The 16395-nt window shown below is 73.9% G+C and carries 15 protein-coding genes; 7 read left to right on the top strand and 8 right to left on the bottom strand.

The genetic code is table 11. From position 1 onward, the window contains the following. Window positions 1–17 precede the first annotated feature (17 nt). The 3 genes from OG338_RS07975 to nirB form a co-directional block, all read right to left on the bottom strand. Entirely contained in the window at window positions 18–941 is a 924-nt protein-coding gene (locus OG338_RS07975; RefSeq protein WP_405936649.1) for an oxidoreductase, read from the bottom strand. Window positions 942–1026: 85 nt separating this feature from the next. Next, complete coding sequence (gene nirD, locus OG338_RS07970; protein WP_405940354.1) at window positions 1027–1386, bottom strand: nitrite reductase small subunit NirD; 360 nt, start codon at window positions 1384–1386, stop codon at window positions 1027–1029. 5 nt (window positions 1387–1391) lie between these two features. Beyond that, complete coding sequence (nirB, locus tag OG338_RS07965; protein ID WP_405940353.1) at window positions 1392–3986, bottom strand: nitrite reductase large subunit NirB; 2595 nt, start codon at window positions 3984–3986, stop codon at window positions 1392–1394. A gap of 282 nt (window positions 3987–4268) precedes the next feature. On the opposite strand from nirB, the gene OG338_RS07960 reads away from it, so the two are divergent. Next, the gene (locus tag OG338_RS07960) at window positions 4269–5057 is read left to right on the top strand and encodes a sulfite exporter TauE/SafE family protein (RefSeq protein WP_405936648.1); all 789 of its coding nucleotides are present in this window, start codon (window positions 4269–4271) and stop codon (window positions 5055–5057) included. Between the two features lie 3 nt (window positions 5058–5060). Here the strand turns inward: OG338_RS07960 and OG338_RS07955 are convergent, their stop codons facing one another. The 4 genes from OG338_RS07955 to OG338_RS07940 all read right to left on the bottom strand — a co-directional run bounded on the left by OG338_RS07955 (window position 5061) and on the right by OG338_RS07940 (window position 8241). Further along, complete coding sequence (locus OG338_RS07955) at window positions 5061–5684, bottom strand: class F sortase (protein WP_405936647.1); 624 nt, start codon at window positions 5682–5684, stop codon at window positions 5061–5063. Window positions 5685–5785: 101 nt separating this feature from the next. Next, window positions 5786–6604: a hypothetical protein gene (locus tag OG338_RS07950; RefSeq protein ID WP_405936646.1), complete on the bottom strand. Its 819-nt coding sequence runs from the start codon at window positions 6602–6604 to the stop codon at window positions 5786–5788. Between the two features lie 360 nt (window positions 6605–6964). Further along, the gene (locus OG338_RS07945; protein WP_405936645.1) at window positions 6965–7438 is read right to left on the bottom strand and encodes a DUF5990 family protein; all 474 of its coding nucleotides are present in this window, start codon (window positions 7436–7438) and stop codon (window positions 6965–6967) included. Between the two features lie 2 nt (window positions 7439–7440). Next, entirely contained in the window at window positions 7441–8241 is an 801-nt protein-coding gene (locus OG338_RS07940; protein ID WP_405936644.1) for an aminotransferase class IV, read from the bottom strand. An 83-nt stretch (window positions 8242–8324) separates the two neighbouring features. Here OG338_RS07940 and OG338_RS07935 point away from each other — a divergent pair, with 83 nt between their 5' ends. Beyond that, a complete protein-coding gene (locus OG338_RS07935; protein ID WP_405936643.1) occupies window positions 8325–8948 on the top strand; it encodes an NADPH-dependent FMN reductase in 624 nt (207 codons plus the stop codon). Window positions 8949–9043: 95 nt separating this feature from the next. On the opposite strand, the gene OG338_RS07930 is transcribed toward OG338_RS07935, so the two are convergent. Continuing rightward, complete coding sequence (locus OG338_RS07930; protein WP_405936642.1) at window positions 9044–9817, bottom strand: vancomycin high temperature exclusion protein; 774 nt, start codon at window positions 9815–9817, stop codon at window positions 9044–9046. Window positions 9818–9949: 132 nt separating this feature from the next. On the opposite strand from OG338_RS07930, the gene OG338_RS07925 reads away from it, so the two are divergent. The 5 genes from OG338_RS07925 to dnaG all read left to right on the top strand — a co-directional run bounded on the left by OG338_RS07925 (window position 9950) and on the right by dnaG (window position 16352). Continuing rightward, the gene (locus OG338_RS07925; protein WP_405940352.1) at window positions 9950–10753 is read left to right on the top strand and encodes a Cof-type HAD-IIB family hydrolase; all 804 of its coding nucleotides are present in this window, start codon (window positions 9950–9952) and stop codon (window positions 10751–10753) included. A gap of 98 nt (window positions 10754–10851) precedes the next feature. Continuing rightward, on the top strand, window positions 10852–11631 hold the full coding sequence (locus tag OG338_RS07920; RefSeq protein ID WP_405936641.1) for a sirohydrochlorin chelatase: 780 nt from the start codon (window positions 10852–10854) through the stop codon (window positions 11629–11631). A 38-nt stretch (window positions 11632–11669) separates the two neighbouring features. Next, window positions 11670–12992 carry a deoxyguanosinetriphosphate triphosphohydrolase gene (locus OG338_RS07915; RefSeq protein WP_405936640.1) on the top strand — a complete coding sequence of 441 codons (1323 nt, stop codon included), beginning with the start codon at window positions 11670–11672 and terminating at the stop codon, window positions 12990–12992. An 89-nt stretch (window positions 12993–13081) separates the two neighbouring features. Next, window positions 13082–14341, top strand: coding sequence for an NAD(P)/FAD-dependent oxidoreductase (locus OG338_RS07910; protein ID WP_405936639.1), 1260 nt, complete (start codon window positions 13082–13084; stop codon window positions 14339–14341). A gap of 106 nt (window positions 14342–14447) precedes the next feature. Continuing rightward, window positions 14448–16352 (top strand): DNA primase, encoded by a 1905-nt coding sequence (gene dnaG, locus OG338_RS07905; RefSeq protein WP_405936638.1) that lies wholly within the window; start codon window positions 14448–14450, stop codon window positions 16350–16352. Window positions 16353–16395 lie beyond the last annotated feature (43 nt).

The raw sequence follows: 16395 nt of genomic DNA, 5'->3' as shown, positions 1-16395 counted from the left end.
GGGCCGGACGAGAGACGCTACAGCCCCGCGTACGTCACCCCGGTCAGCTGCTCCGAGGCCACCCACAGCCGTTCGCCCGCCACATCGCCGCGCGTCCAGCCCGCCCGCCAGGACGGGCCGGGCGCGCCGCGCCAGCCCAGCACCCGGGGGCCGGTGAACGAGTCGGGCCGCACGCCCGGCGCGGTCGCCGCGTACAGCGTGGGCAGGGCCCCGGCCGACGCGGACTGGGCGACGACGCGGTTGGCGAGGCCCATGACCCGCTCCGCCGCCCTGCGGCCCTCCATCCGGGCCGCCGCCGTCTGGAGGTTGGTCGAGGCGTAGCCCGGGTGCGCGGCGGCGGCGACCAGCGCGCTGCCGGCCGCCGCGAGCCGCCGGGCCAGCTCGTGGACGAAGAGCAGGTTCGCGGTCTTCGAGCGGCCGTAGGCGGTCCAGCGGCGGTAGTTCCGCTCGCTGTTGAGATCGCCCATGTCGATGTTGCCCAGGGCGTGCAGCCCGCTGGAGACGGTCACCACCCGGGCGCCCCCGGTGGCCCGCAGCCTCGGCAGCAGCAGCCCGGTGAGCGCGAAGTGCCCGAGGTGGTTGACGCCGAACTGGGTCTCGAAGCCGTCGGCGGTCCGCCCGTACGGCAGGGCCATCACCCCGGCGTTGTTGATCAGCAGGTCGAGCCGGTCCGCCCGGAGGCCCTTGGCGAACGCGCGCACCGAGGACAGGTCGGCCAGATCGAGCGGGGCGAACTCCACGTCCGCGCCGCGCACCGCGTGCCGGATGCGGGCCGCCGCCTCCTCGCCGCGCCGTTCGTCGCGGCAGGCGAGCAGCACCCTGGCCCCGCAACGGGCCAGCTCGCGGGCGGTGACGAGGCCGATCCCGCTGTTGGCCCCCGTCACCACGGCCGTCCGTCCGCTCTGGTCGGGTATGTCGCGCGCGCTCCAGCCCTGGGTCATGGATCAAGCCTACGACCGGCCATACGAATGGCCGGAAGCACCCGTTCGGGGGTGCCTCCGGCCGTCGCCGCGTGAGCGGAGGCGCTCAGTCCGCGCGTACCTCGAAGACGGGTACGGAGACCTCGTCGTCGTCCAGGCAGGCCCCCGTCGCCAGGTCGAAGCGCTGCTTGAGCAGGGGCGAGGCGACGAAGGGCTGCCCGCCGTCCGAGCCGATCAGGCCGCGCGAGAGGACATAGGCCCCGGTGAACGGGTCGCGGTTGTCGATGGCGTACGTCCGCCCCGCCCGGTCCAGGAAGAGCGCGACCTGCCGGCCGTCCGGGAGGAGGGCGGCGACCCCGCGGCCGGGGGTCAGCAGCGAGCGGTCGCACACCGTGAGCCAGCCGTTCCCGGCGGCGAGCCGGACGGTCCGGGTGTCCTGTGCGGTCGCCGGCGTCTGCGTGGTCATGGTCATCAGGAGGCGGTCCCTTCAAGAGTGCGGATGGCGAGAACCGGGCCCGCGAGGATGTCCAGGTCCGGCTTGACCTGGTCGCGTTCCGGGACGAACTTCACGGACGGGTCGGGCGCGTCGGGCGCGTTGACGAAGGTGACGAACCGGCGCAGCCGCTCCGGGTCGTTGATGGTCTCGGCCCACTCGTCGCGGTAGCCGCGGACGTGGTCGGCCATCAGCCGCTCCAGCTCCTCGCAGAGCCCGAGCTTGTCGTGCACGACGACGTCCCGGACGTGCTCCAGGCCGCCCTCGACGCGCTCCAGCCAGGCCGAGGTGCGCTCCAGCCGGTCCGCGGTGCGGATGTAGAACATCAGGAACCGGTCGATCAGCCGGATCAGTTCGGCGTCGGACAGGTCCTGGGCGAGCAGGTCGGCGTGGCGCGGGGTGGCGCCGCCGTTGCCGCCCACGTAGAGGTTCCAGCCGCCGGCCGTGGCGATGATCCCGAAGTCCTTGCCCCGGGCCTCCGCGCACTCCCGGGCGCACCCCGAGACCGCCGACTTCAGCTTGTGCGGGGCGCGCAGGCCCCGGTAGCGCAGTTCCAGGTCGATCGCCATCTTCACGGAGTCCTGCACCCCGTAGCGGCACCAGGTCTGCCCGACACAGGACTTGACCGTGCGCAGCGACTTCCCGTACGCGTGCCCGGACTCGAAGCCCGCGTCGACGAGCCGGGTCCAGATCAGCGGCAGCTGGTCGACCCGGGCGCCGAGGAGGTCGATGCGCTGAGCTCCGGTGATCTTGGTGTAGAGCCCGAAGTCGCGGGCCACCTCGCCGATCACGACCAGCTTGTCCGGGGTGATCTCGCCGCCGGGTATGCGCGGCACGATGGAGTACGAGCCGTTGCGCTGGAGGTTGGCGAGGAAGTGGTCGTTGGTGTCCTGGAGGGCCGCCTGCTCGCCGTCCAGGACATAGCCGCTGGCGCCGACCGTCGGGGCGAGCGAGGCGATGACCGAGCCGACCGTCGGCTTGCAGACCTCGCAGCCGTCGCCGCCCCGGGCCTCCTCCCGTCCGTGGGAGTCGAGGAGGTCCGCGTACGAGGTGATGCGCAGGGTGCGGACGATCTCGTACAGCTCGCTGCGGGTGTACGCGAAGCAGCCGCACAGGCCCGCGTCCTGGCTCTGCGGGAGCAGCTGGCCGATCACCTTGACGCAACTGCCGCAGCCGGTGCCGGCCTTGGTGCACTTCTTCACCTCGGGGAGCGTGGTGTGCTCGCAGATCGCGCCCTTGGTGACGTTGTGGCAGGAGCAGATCACCGCCTCGTCGGGCAGCGCGGACGGGCCGAGCGCCACCGGGCCGCCCGCTCCGGCCGGCAGCACCAGCTGCTCGGGGGCGACCGGCAGCACGCTCCCGGTCATCGGGCGCAGCGTGCCGTACTGGTCGGCGTCGCCCACCAGGACCCCGCCCAGCAGGGTGCCGTCCGCCGCCATCACCAGCTTCTTGTACACACCGGAGCGGGCGTCCGAGTAGACGACGTCGAGGCAGCCCTCGGCGGTGCCGTGCGCGTCGCCGAACGAGGCCACGTCCACGCCGAGCAGCTTCAGCTTGGTCGACAGGTCGGCGCCGGTGAACGCGGCCGCCTTGCCGGCGATCACCTCGGCGGCCGTCAGCGCCATCTCGTAACCCGGCGCCACCAGCCCGTACACCCGGCCGTCCGAGGCGAGCGCGCACTCGCCGATGGCGAAGACCGCCGGGTCGGAGGTCCGGCACTCCTCGTCCACCACGATCCCGCCGCGCTCGCCGACCGCGAGCCCGCAGTCCCGGGCCAGCTGGTCGCGCGGACGCACCCCGGCCGAGAACACCACCAGGTCCGTGGCGAGCGCGGACCCGTCGGAGAGCGCCATCCCGGTCACCGCGCCGTCCTTGCCCGCGGTCACCTCCTGCGTACCGACCCCGGTGTGCACGGTCAGGCCCATGTCCTCGATGGTGCGCAGCAGCGCCGCGCCGCCGCCCTCGTCCACCTGGACGGGCATCAGCCGGGGCGCGAACTCCACGACGTGGGTGTCCAGGCCGAGGCCCTTCAGCGCACCGGCCGCCTCCAGGCCGAGCAGTCCGCCGCCGACCACCGCGCCGGTCGTCGCGTTCTTCGCGTACTCCTCGATGGCGAGCAGGTCCTCGATCGTCCGGTAGACGAAGCAGCCGGTGCTGTCCTTGCCGGGGACCGGCGGCACGAACGGGTAGGACCCGGTCGCGAGGACCAGCGTGTCGTACGCGAAGACCTCGCCGGACCGTGCGGTGACCGTACGGGCGGCGCGGTCCACGGCCACCGCCGGGTCGCCGAGCCGCAGTTCGAAGCCGTGCCGCTCCATGAAGCCGTCCTCGACCAGCGACAGGCCGTCCGGGGTCTTCCCGGCGAAGTACGAGGTCAGCTGGACCCGGTCGTAGGCGGCGCGGGGCTCCTCGCACAGGACGACGACCCGGGCGGTCCCGGCGGCGCCGGTCAGTCCGCGCTCGGCCAGGGCCTCCAGGAAGCGCTGGCCGACCATGCCGTGCCCGACGACCACGAGCGTCGGCAGGGCGGCAGGGCCTGAGGTGGGGGCGGTCGGGGGAGTGGACACCGGCATCTCGGGGCCTCCGTCGTCGGTGAGCAGATTCGGCAGGGCCACAGGCGCCGGGCCTGTGTGCTCATGACCACAAGCGTGTCCGGGCGGTGTTACCCGGCCGGTTCCCCGCTGTTTCCCGGGAGGAACCTTGCGCTCAGCACCCGCCGGAAAGGTCTGTGAGGCGGCCGCCGGAGGCCGGAAAGGGGGCGTTGTCCTGCGGAAACCTCAGAGTTGGCTCAACTTTCCCGGTGCTGCCCCGGAACGGTTGGACGGTGCACGTATCCGCTTCGTAGGGTCGTGCTCATGCCGGACATCACCCTGACCACCCTGGTCGTGCTGTGCCTCGCCGCCGCCGCGGCGGGCTGGGTCGACGCGGTGGTCGGGGGCGGCGGACTGCTTCTGCTGCCCGCGCTGCTGCTCGGCCTGCCTCAGCTGCCGGCCGCGCAGATCCTCGGCACCAACAAGGCGGTCGCCATCGTCGGCACCTCGGGCGCCGCCGTCACCTACGCGCGCAAGGCGCCCGTGAAGGTGGGCACGGCGGTCCGGATCGGGCTCGCGGCCCTGGCCGGGTCGATGACCGGCGCGTTCTTCGCGGCCGGGATCAGCAGCGAGGTGCTGCGGCCGGTGATCATGGTGGTGCTGCTGGCGGTCGCCGCGTTCGTGATGCTGCGGCCGCAGTTCGGCCGCGCCGCCGGGGAAGGCGTCCCGCCGCGGGTCACCCGGGCCCGCACGGTCACCGCGATCGTCCTGGTGGGCGGCGGGATCGGCCTGTACGACGGACTGTTCGGACCCGGTACGGGCACCTTCCTGGTCCTCGCCCTGACCGCCGTGCTCCACCTCGACCTGGTGACCGCCTCGGCCACCGCGAAGATCGTCAACGTCTGCACCAACGCCGGGGCGCTCGCGATGTTCGCCCACCAGGGCAATGTGCTGTGGCAGCTGGCGGCCCTGATGGCTGTGTTCAATCTGGCGGGCGGTCTGCTGGGCGCGCGGATGGCGCTGCGCAAGGGCAGCGAGTTCGTCCGCGGGGTGCTGCTGGTGGTGGTGTTCTCGCTGGTGGCGAAGCTCGGGTTCGACCAGTGGCAGGGCTGAGCGTCAGCGGACACTTGTGAGGTGGGCGTACGCCACCACGTTCCCCCGGTAGCCGGTCGCCTCGGAGTAGCCGCCGCCGCAGGTGATCAGGCGCAGCGAGGCGTGCTCGGAGGCGCCGTAGACCCGCTGGTCGGGGAAGTCGTCGTTCTCGTACACCTCGATCGCGTCGAGCGTGAAGACGGCGGTACGGCCGTCCTGCCGGTCCACCTCGACGGTGCTGCCCTTCTTCAGCGAGCCCAGGTCGTAGAAGACCGAAGGGCCCTCCGCGTTGTCGACGTGGCCGGCGACGATCGCGGTGCCCTTGGCGCCCGGCGGCGTGCCGTCCTTGTACCAGCCGACGATGTCCGTGTTCCCGGCCGGCGGCACGTCCAGGCTGCCGTCGGACCCCAGCCCGAGCCGCATCATCGGCGCATCGACCCGGATGGCGGGAATCCGGATGCGGACCGGTGCGGAGGGGCGCAGCGGTTCGGCGACCGGGGAGCCGGGCAGCAGGGCGGGCCCGGCGGCGAACGCCTGGGCGGCGGCCGGTCCGGGCGGGGTGAGCAGGGTGCCCGCGCCGTTCTGGATCAGCCAGACACCGGCCAGCGCCACGACGACGAGCAGCCAGCCCTTGGCCTTCTGGGACACGGTGGTCCTCCGGGGTGCGGAAGAGGGGGGAACGGTCCCGTCCCGGTGGCGCGGGGCCACCGGGACGGACACCGGGCGGTACGGAGGGGTGGATGCCTCCGTCAGCCGGCGTCCCGCGTGCCGCTCGCCCGGCGACGCAGGAGCCAGGCTCCGCCGACGGCGGCAGCGGCGAGTACGCCGGCTCCCGCCGCGATCTGGGTGGTGTCCGGGCCGACGCTGCCGCCGACTCCGGTCTTCACGTGCCCCGAGGGGGCGGTGGGCGCGGCCGAGGCCCAGTGCCCGGAGGGCGTCTCCCGGCCGGACCCGGTCTGGTCACGGCCGGACCCCGTCTCGTCCCGTCCGGACCCGCTCGGCCGCTCGGTGGGCGTGGAGCGGCCGGCCTCGGCGGGGGCGTCCGGGACGCGGGCGGACCCGGCGGACGCGGCGCCGAGACCGTCCAGGCCCTCCGTGTCCTCGTCGCCGCCCAGGCCGTCGAGGTCGGAGAAGTCGTACGTGGGTGAGTCGGAGGCCCCGGCGGGGGCGGCGGGGTCCTCGGCGCCGGCCGCCCGGTCCGCGGGCTTCACCTCGATCTCGCCGGTGGCCCTGGCGCCGTTCGCGCAGTCCACGCCGATGCCGTACGAACCGGGCGCGACGCCGCCGGGCACCCGGAAGGAGCCGGCCAGGGCCTCTTCGAGGGAGACGGGCGCCAGCGGGAACTCCGGCGCGTCCAGTGCGCTCGCGTCGCCGGTGGCGGTGCTGTCGCCGCCGCAGGCGGTGGTGTCCACGGTGACCGTGGCGCCCGGCGCCGCGCTGGCGGGGGTGATCCTCAGTGGCGCCGGCTGGTCCCCGTACGCGGACGGGGCGGCGGCGCTGAGGCCGAGCGCGGCGGCGGCCAGGGCCGCGGCGGCGGTGCCGGTCACGAGTCGGGCAGGACGGCGCATGGGGTTTCCTCCGAGGCGGGGGCGCTGGCGGGTGTGTCCTGGCTCCGAGCCAACAGCCGGACCGGCCCCCATGCCTGCTGACACCGAGTCAGCTCTCACCCGTCCGGCCCGGCGTGGCCCCCTTGCCGAACGACGTCGTCGCAGGTCACGGCGGTGGCGGCGGGTGGGATGCGCGCTCCGTCGCGCACCGGTGCCGTTCGGGTGACGGACCCGTCGGGCAGTGTGGCGTACATCACATGCGTGAGCCGCCGCTGAGCGGGAAAACGCATCTCAACCCCCCACGGGACGGTGCACGCAGCCGCCCCCGGCCGACGCCCCCTCCGGACCTCTCCCCCCTGGGCCCGGAGGGGGCGGACCGCTTCAGGGGCGCCCCGAGGCCGACCACTCGACCACCGGCGGCCGGACGCGCGCGCAGAGCGGCCGCGCCTCGGCGTCCGAGAGCGGCAGCCGGGCGGTGAGACACCCCGAGCGCACGGCCGCCGCAAGCACGGCCGGGTCGACGTCGGCGAACATCAGCTTGGCCCGCCGGAACATCGTGAACAGGCCGCCCGCGTCGACCGTCCCCCAGGACAGGTACACGAAGCGCCCGCCGAGCCGGTTCTGCACATACGGCCCCCGGACCGCGATCCCGTCCGCGTCCTCGGCCGCCGTGCACTCCAGGGGCCAGTGGGCGCCCGGCGCGTCCCCCGGGGTCGGGCCGAGGATCTCACCGGGGCGGTCCTTGCGCTGGACGCCCACGTGGATGTTCTCGTAGCCGGGGAAGCCGGGCCCGGCCGGGCAGGAGCGCCCCGGCAGGCGCGATCCCTCGATGCGGAGCAGCAGAGGAGCCCCCATGCTCAGACCTCCTCGCCCGGTGCCGCCTCGTAGGCCGCCGCCAGCCGTCGCATCAGCTCCGCGTCCACCGTGAACGCGGTGTCGTCGATGCGGGCGACCGGGGCCATGCCCAGCGAGTTGGTGAGGAACGCCGAGCGGAACGCCCCGAGGCCGTCCAGGGTCACCGGCCGGCGCAGTGACTTCAGGCCCGCGCCCGGGAGTTCGCGGTCCAGGACGCCCATGGTCACGCCGGACAGGGCCGGGGCCTGCGGCCAGGTGACCGCAGTGCCGTCCCAGAAGCCGATGTTGGTGAACGCCCCCTCGGTCACCGAGCCGTCGGGCAGGGTCAGCAGCGCGTCGTCGTGACCGGCGCGGCGGGCCAGGTCCGCGTAGTAGGTCTGGCCGAACTCGCCGGGCCGCTTGAGGTGCGCGGCGGTCCGGGCGAACGGGACGGACTTCAGGCTCTTCGGCCCGGGGTCCATCCCGCCCGGTCCCCGTACCGTCACCATGACGGTCGTCGCGGCGTTCCCCGGCGGCAGATACGCGTGCACCCGCACCGAGGCGTCCGCCGTGCCCGCGCCCTCCAGCGCGTGCCGGACCAGCCGGCGCACCAGCTCCCCGGCCAGCGGGAGTCCGAACAGCTCGCGGTTGGCCGCGTCCAGCCGGGCCAGGTGCAGACCGAGACCGCGCACCCGGCCCTCGCGTACCTGCATCGCCGTGAAGTGGCCGTAGTTGAAGAACAGCGCCCGGCCCAGATCGTCCGCGGTGGCGGGCCGGCCGTCGAACTCTGCGTACGGGAGGGCCGCCGCTGCTGGAGTCGTCATACGGCCACAGTATGCGGCCGCCGGGAGGCGCGTTCCCCGCCGCGCTTGACCTCAACCATGGTTGATGTACGAACGTCTTCGCCATGGACCTCAACACCATGGATTCCACCGCATCCGCCCTGCCCCGGACCGCCCCCCTGAAGGTGGCCGTCATCCTCGCCAGCAACCGCGAGGGCCGGTTCGCCCCCGTCATCGCCGACTGGTTCCTCGCCCACGCCGACGCCCATACCGCGATCGGCACGGACGTGGTCGACGTCGCCGGCCTCGATCTGCCCACCGCCCTCTCCTACCGCCTGGAGGGCGACGCCCGGGAGCTGCTGGCCGGCGTCTCGGCCCGGCTGGCCGAGGCGGACGCCTTCGTCGTCGTCACCCCCGAGTACAACCACTCCTACCCGGCGCCCCTGAAGAACCTCATCGACTGGCACCGCGACGAGTGGCAGGCCAAGCCCGTCGCCTTCGTCTCCTACGGCGGGGTCTCCGGCGGACTGCGCGCGGTCGAACACCTGCGCCAGGTCTTCGCCGAGCTGCACTCCGTCTCGATCCGCGACACCGTCTCCTTCCACAACGCCGGCGCCCAGTTCGACGACGCGGGCAGGCACCGCGACCCGGCCGGACCGGACGCCGCCGTGAAGACGCTGCTCGACCAGCTCGTCTGGTGGGGCCGCGCCCTGCGGGACGCGAAGAGGGTCCACCCGTACGGCGGCTGATGGCGCGACGGGAGGCGGGACCCCACAATCGTGGGGAACCGCCGACCGAGGAGAACCCGAATCATCGCCCTGCCGATCCTCCGGGGCAGCGCCCGCTACCTGGGCCGGGTCTCGGCCGAGACCGCCCCGGTCACCTCGGTCCGAGGACCGGCGCGGTCGCGGGAGGCCGCCGCCAGCGCGTCGTCCACGCCGTGTTCCCGGGGGCCCAGGAAGTGCGGGTCCGGCTCGAACAGGGCGTCGAACGCCGCCTTCCCCGCCGCGAACACCTCCCGCGTACCGCCGTAGTACCAGGTGACGTCGTGCTCGGCGTCCACCCCGACCCCGTACGCGTCGATGCCCGCCGCCCGGCACAGCGCGATGGCCCGGCGGATGTGGAAGCCCTGGCTCACCAGCACCGCCCGGTCGACGCCGAAGATCTTCTTCGCCCGCACGCAGGAGTCCCAGGTGTCGAAGCCCGCGAAGTCGCTGACGATCCGGTCGTCCGGCACGCCCTTCCCGACCAGGAACGCCCGCATCGCGTCCGGCTCGTCGTACTCCACGCGGCTGTTGTCCCCGGTCACCAGGACGACCTTGACCTTCCCGTCCCGGTAGAGCGCGGCGGCCGTCCGCAGCCGGTTCGTGAGGTACGGGGACGGCTTCCCGTCCCACAGCCCCGCCCCGAACACCACCGCGACCTGCCGCGCGGGCACGTCCGCGACGGTCCTGATCCGGGCATCGGCCACCACATGCAGCCAGGTCGCCGGCGCGAGGGCCAGCACACACGCGGCCATCACCCCCTGCACGGCCCGCCGCCGCCCCGGCCGCAGCCGGCGTACGGCCCTCAGCAGCCGGGCGCCCCGCGCCCGTTCACCCGCCGGCGTCCGCCGCATCCGTACCCTCACACGCCCGCCCCCGCCTCCGGGGCCCGACCGCCCCTGCCCCACTGGACGATCCGGCGGCCCAAAGGGTTCTCGGACCGGCCCGGGTGGTCCGCGTACCATCGGGCGATGTCGCTTCCACGGTTGATCGCCTCCGATCTCGACGGCACCCTTCTGCGCGGGGACGGTTCGCTCTCGCCCCGCACCCTGCGCGCCCTGCGCACCGCCGAGGAGGCCGGGGCGGAGATCGTCATCGTGACCGCCCGGCCGCCCCGCTTCGTGGACCGGCTGGCCGAGGCCACCGGCCTCGTGGGCACGGCGGTGTGCAGCAACGGGGCCCTCGTCTACGACATAGCGAGCCGCAGCGTCGTCTCCTCGCAGGTGCTGTCCCTCACCGTCGCCCGACAGGTCGCCACCGCGCTCGCCGCCGCCGTCCCCGGCGTCGGCTTCGCCCTGGAGACCGGCAACCAGGTCTTCTACGAACCGGCCTACCGGCTGCGCCTGTCCGAGGACGAGGGCGCCGAACTCCCCGTCGCGTCCCTGGCCGACCTGTGGCTCACCGAGGCCCCCGTCACCAAGCTCCTCGCCTGGACCGAACAGCTCGACGCGGACACCCTGCTCGCCGCCGCCCGGCAGGGCGCCGGCGACACCGTCCAGCTCACCCACTCCGGCGGCCACGGGCTGCTGGAGATCAGCGCCCCCGGCGTCACCAAGGCCGGCGCCCTCTCCCTCCTCTGCGCGGAGCGGGGCATCGAGGCGGCGGACGTCATCGCCTTCGGCGACATGCCCAACGACCTCACGGTCCTCGCCTGGGCCGGCACCGGCTACGCCATGGCCAACGCCCACCCAGCGGTCCTGGCCGCCGTGCCGGCACACGCCCGGACCAACGAGGAGGACGGGGTGGCCCAGGTCATCGAGCGCGTGTTCGCGGGGCGGGGAAGGGGCTGAGAGCTCTCCCGGCCGCCGCGCTTCCCCCGTGAGCCGCCCGAAAACCCCCGTCACCGCCATGCAACGCCCCGGCAACGTGCGTCCGCCACCATCACCCCATGCACCGCATCCGGCACCTTCCCGCGAACCGTCCGGCGTCCGCCGCCCCCGCTCTGGTCGCCGTCGCGCACGGCAGCCGGGACCCGCGTACCCCGCAGGCCGTGGCCGCACTCCTGGACCGGGTCCGTGAACTGCGGCCCGGGCTCGATGTCCGGCTCGGGCACATAGAGCTCAACGCGCCGCTCCTGCCGGACGCCCTGGACGCCCTCGGTGCCGGCGAGGCCGTTCTCGTACCGCTGCTGCTCGGGCGCGGGCACCACGTCAAGCACGACATCCCCGCGTCCGTCGCCGCCGCCCCCGCGCTGCGGGCCCGGGTCGCCGCGCCGCTCGGGCCGCATCCGCTGCTGGTGGAGGCGCTGCACGACCGGCTCACCGAGGCCGGCTGGAAGGAGTCGGACGGCGGCACCGCCGTCGTCCTCGCCGCCGCCGGGTCGCGCGACCCCGAATCGGCCGCCGACGCCCGGCATACCGCACGGCTCCTCGGGGAACGGCTCGGCGGCGTGCCCGTCGTGCCCGCGTACGCCTCCGCCGCCTCGCCCACCGTGCCCGCCGCCGTACGCGCACTCGCCGCCCGGGGCCACCGCCGGATCGCCGTCGCCTCGTACTTCACCGCGCCCGGGCGGTTCGCCTCGGCCGCCGCCGCCCACGCGCCGTGGATCGCGGCCGCCCCGCTCGGCGCCCACCCCGCACTGGCCCGGCTGCTCCTGCACCGCTACGACCAGGCACGGGCGGTCGCGTACGGCATACCTGTGAACTCACACTTCGCGGCCTCCGCCTGACCCGACCCCCATTCGCCGGTCGGTCTAATCTCGGACGCATGAACGGCACGAACGGCACGCAGCACCCCGGCACCGCCCCCTACGGCCCGGCCGACGCCGAGCGGTGGGATCCCGAGCCGGACAAACGGCCCGGTCGCACCGCCTTCCAGCGCGACCGGGCCCGCGTGCTGCACTCCGCGGCGCTGCGCAGGCTCGCCGGGAAGACCCAGGTCGTCACGCCCGGCACCCGCGGCCCCGCCTGGGACGCCAGCCCGCGCACCCGGCTCACCCACTCCCTGGAGTGCGCCCAGGTCGGCCGCGAGCTCGGCGCCGCCCTCGGCTGCGACCCCGATCTGGTGGAGGCGGCCTGCCTGTCCCACGACATGGGACACCCACCTTTCGGCCACAACGGCGAACAGGCGCTCAACGACTTCGCGTCCGACTGCGGCGGCTTCGAGGGCAACGCCCAGTCGCTGCGGCTGCTCACCCGCCTCGAACCCAAGCGCTTCGTCCCCGACACCCGCACCGGCGACCTGGTCAGCGTCGGCCTCAACCTCACCCGCGCCGCGCTGGACGCCGCCACCAAGTACCCCTGGCCCCGGGGCGCCCACCCCACCGACCCCGGCTCGCCCAAATTCGGGGTCTACGAGGACGACCTGCCGGTCTTCCGGTGGTTCCGCGAGGGCGCGCCCCGCGACCGCAAGTGCTTCGAGGCCCAGGTCATGGACTGGTCCGACGACGTGGCGTACTCCGTGCACGACTTCGAGGACGGGCTGCACGCGGGCCACATCGACCCCAACTGCCTGGAGGCCGAGCCGGAGCGCCGCGACATCTGGGACGTCGCCATCGGCCGCTACGTCCCCGCGGACACCGACCCGCAGGAGCTGGCCGACGCGCTCGACCGGCTCATCGCCCAGGAGTGGTGGCCGCACGGCTACGACGGGTCCGCCGTCGCCCAGGCCCGCCTGAAGGACGCCACCAGCCAGCTCATCGGCCGCTTCTGCCTCGCCGCCGAGACCGCCACCCGCCAGGGATACGGCACCGGACGCCTCACCCGTTACGCCGCCGAGCTGGTCGTCCCGCGCGACGCGCGCAACGAGTGCGCGGTGCTCAAGGCCATCGCCGACCGTTACGTGATGCAGCGCGCCGAGCAGGAGGAGATCCGCGCCGACCAGCGCGTCGTCATCGCCGAGCTGGCCGCCGCGCTCACCGCCCGCGCCCCCGAAGGGCTCGAACCGCAGCTGCGCGCGCTGTACGAGGCGGCGCCCGACGACCGCGCCCGCAAGCGGGTCCTCGTGGACCAGATCGCCGCCCTCACCGACGCCTCCGCCCGCACCCTCCACGCCCACCTCACCCGAGGGGGCGTCCGCCACCCGGAGTGACCTGATCGGGCCACACCCCCTTCCCCCACTACGCTGCGTGCGGGACGCTCGCAGTTGGCGCCGCGCAGCAAGCACCGAGGAGGCATCACGTGGTCGACGCACATCGGACGTTCGTCATCGTCGGCGGAGGGCTGGCCGGGGCGAAGGCAGCCCAGACGCTCCGGTCGGAGGGATTCAGCGGCCGGGTCATCCTGATCGGCGACGAGCGCGACCATCCGTACGAACGCCCGCCACTGTCCAAGGGCTACCTGACCGGGAAGGAGGACCGCGACAGCGTCTTCGTCCACGAGACCGCCTGGTACGCGGGCGCCGAGATCGAGCTCCACCTCGGCCAGTCCGTCACCTGCCTGAACCGCGAGGCGCGCACCGTCGAGACGGGCGACGGCACCGTCATCCACTACGACAAGCTGCTCCTCGCCACCGGCGCCGAACCCCGCCGCCTCGACGTCCCGGGCACCGACCTGGCCGGCGTCCACCACCTGCGCCGCCTCGCCCACGCCGACCGGCTGCGCAACGTCCTCGCCGCCCTCGGCCGCGACAACGGCCACCTGGTCATCGCCGGGGCCGGCTGGATCGGCCTGGAGGTCGCGGCCGCCGCCCGCGGCTACGGCGCCGAGGTCACCGTGGTCGAACCGGAGGCGACCCCGCTGCTCCGGGCCGTCGGACCGGAGGTCGGCCAGATCTTCACCGAGCTCCACAGCGACCACGGCGTCCGCTTCCACTTCGGCGGCCGGCTCACCGAGATCGTCGGCCAGGACGGCATGGTCCTCGCGGTGCGCACCGACGACGGCGAGGAGCACCCCGCCCACGACGTCCTCGCCGCCATCGGCGCCGCCCCGCGCACCGCGCTCGCCGAGGCGGCCGGTCTGGACATCGCCCCGCGCGAGCAGGGCGGCGGCATCGCCGTCGACGCCTCGCTGCGCACCAGCGACCCGCACATCTACGCCGCCGGTGACGTGGCGAACGCCGCCCATCCGCTGCTCGGCACCCGGCTGCGGGTCGAGCACTGGGCCAACGCGCTGAACGGCGGCCCGGCCGCGGCCCGCGCCATGCTCGGCCAGGACGTCGCCTACGACCGGGTGCCGTACTTCTTCTCCGACCAGTACGACCTGGGCCTCGAATACTCCGGCTGGGCCCCGCCCGGCTCCTACGACCAGGTCGTCATCCGGGGCGACGCGGGCAAGCGCCGGTTCATCGCGTTCTGGCTGAAGGACCGCACCGTACTGGCCGGAATGAACGTCAACGTGTGGGACGTCACGGAGCCCGTCCAGAAGCTGATCCGGGCCGGCCGCCCCGTCGACCCGGACGCCCTGGCCGACCCCTCGGTCCCCCTGGAAACCCTGGTCTGAGCCGCCCCCGGCGCGGCGGCGGGACCCCGCTCCCGCCTCCGCGCCGGCCCGGGCCCGACCCCCGCCCCGGCCGTTCCTGTCCGAGCCCACCCGTAGACTTCAACGCGTGGCAGGCAGGATCAATGACGACGATGTGAAGGCGGTACGGGACGCGGTCCCGATCGACGCCGTCGTTTCCGAGTACCTCCAGCTGCGCAACGCGGGCGGGGGCAACCTCAAGGGCCTCTGCCCCTTCCACGACGAGAAGTCCCCCTCCTTCCAGGTCAGTCCGAGCAAGGGCCTCTTCCACTGCTTCGGCTGCCAGGAGGGCGGCGACACGATCGCCTTCGTGCAGAAGATCGACCACCTCACCTTCGCGGAGGTGGTCGAGCGGCTGGCCGCCAAGGCCGGCATCACCCTGCGCTACGAGGAGGGCGGCTACAACCCCTCCCACCAGCGCGGCGAGCGGATCAGGCTGGTCGAGGCGCACAAGGCGGCCGCCCAGTTCTACGTGGACCAGCTGAACGGCCCCGAGGCCGAGATCGGCCGCAAGTTCCTCGCGGACCGGGGCTTCGACCAGGCCGCCGCCGCCCACTTCGGCGTCGGCTACAGCCCGGCCGGCTGGGACCACCTCACCCGCTTCCTGCGCGGCAAGGGCTTCAGTGACAAGGAGCTGATCACCTCCGGCCTCTCCCAGGACGGCAGGCGCGGCCCCATCGACCGCTTCCGGGGCCGCCTGATGTGGCCCATCCGCGACACCGCCGGGGACGTCGTCGGCTTCGGCGCCCGCAAGCTCCGCGACGACGACAACGGCCCGAAGTACCTCAACACCCCCGAGACCCCGATCTACAAGAAGTCCCAGGTGCTGTACGGCATCGACCTGGCCAAGAAGGAGATCGCCAAGTCCAGCCGGGCCGTCGTCGTCGAGGGGTACACCGACGTGATGGCCTGCCATCTCGCCGGGGTCACCACCGCCATCGCCACCTGCGGCACCGCCTTCGGCGGCGACCACATCAAGATCCTCCGCCGCCTCCTCATGGACAACGGCAGCGCCCGCGTGATCTTCACCTTCGACGGCGACGCGGCCGGTCAGAAGGCCGCCCTGCGCGCCTTCGAGGACGACCAGAAGTTCGCCGCCGAGACGTACATCGCCATCGCCCCGGACAACATGGACCCGTGCGACCTGCGCCTGGTCAAGGGCGACGACGCCGTCCGTGACCTGGTCGAACCGCGCACCCCGCTCTTCGAGTTCGCACTGCGCCAGATCGTCGGGCGCTATGACCTGGAGACCCCGGCCGGCCGCGCCGCCGCGCTGGACGAGGCCGCCCCCGTCGTCGCCAAGATCAAGACCGGCAGCGTCCAGCGCGAGGTCGCCGTCCAGCTGGCCGGCTTCATCGGCATCCTGGACCAGGAGTACGTAGTCCACCGGATCAACCAGCTCGCCCAGTGGGCCCGCGGCCGGGGCGGCGACCGGCGCGGACCCGCCCCCGCCCGCGGTGGCGCCCGCCACCAGCAGGTCCAGGCCGCGCCCGTCCCCTCGGGCCCCGCGCTCAACCTCCGCAGCCCCGCCCACCGCACCGAGCGCGAACTGCTCAAGCTCGCCCTCCAGCGCCCCGAGCTGGTCGCACCCGCCTTCGACGCCTACGGGTCCGACGAGTTCACCGCACCGCCCTACACCGCCGTGCGCCAGTGCATCGAGGAGGCGGGCGGCGCCGAACAGGGCCTCGCCGACAGCCGCGAATACCTCGTCCGGGTGCTCGACGCCACGCCCAACGAATCCGTCCGCAAGCTGATCACCGAGCTCGCGGTCGAGGTCTTCCACGGCAAGTCCATCGACGAGACCTACGCCGGCGAGCACCTGGTCAAGGTCCGCCTCCGCGCCGTCGACCGCCGCATCAACGACGTCCAGAGCAGCCTGGCCCGCCTCGGCAGCAACGTCGCCCCCGACCACCTCGCCGCCGCGCAGAACGAGGTCTGGGTCCTCCAGCAGTACGCCCAGACCCTGCGCAACCACGGCGCCGACGCCCTCTGACGCAGGGCCTGTCGTCACGCGACGACCTCAGAAAGTCACCGCA

This window comes from Streptomyces sp. NBC_00726 (genome assembly GCF_045161735.1).
GTDB lineage: Bacteria > Actinomycetota > Actinomycetes > Streptomycetales > Streptomycetaceae > Streptomyces.
The sequence above is the reverse complement of the archived record's forward strand: the minus strand, read 5'-3'. Positions and strand labels throughout refer to the sequence as shown.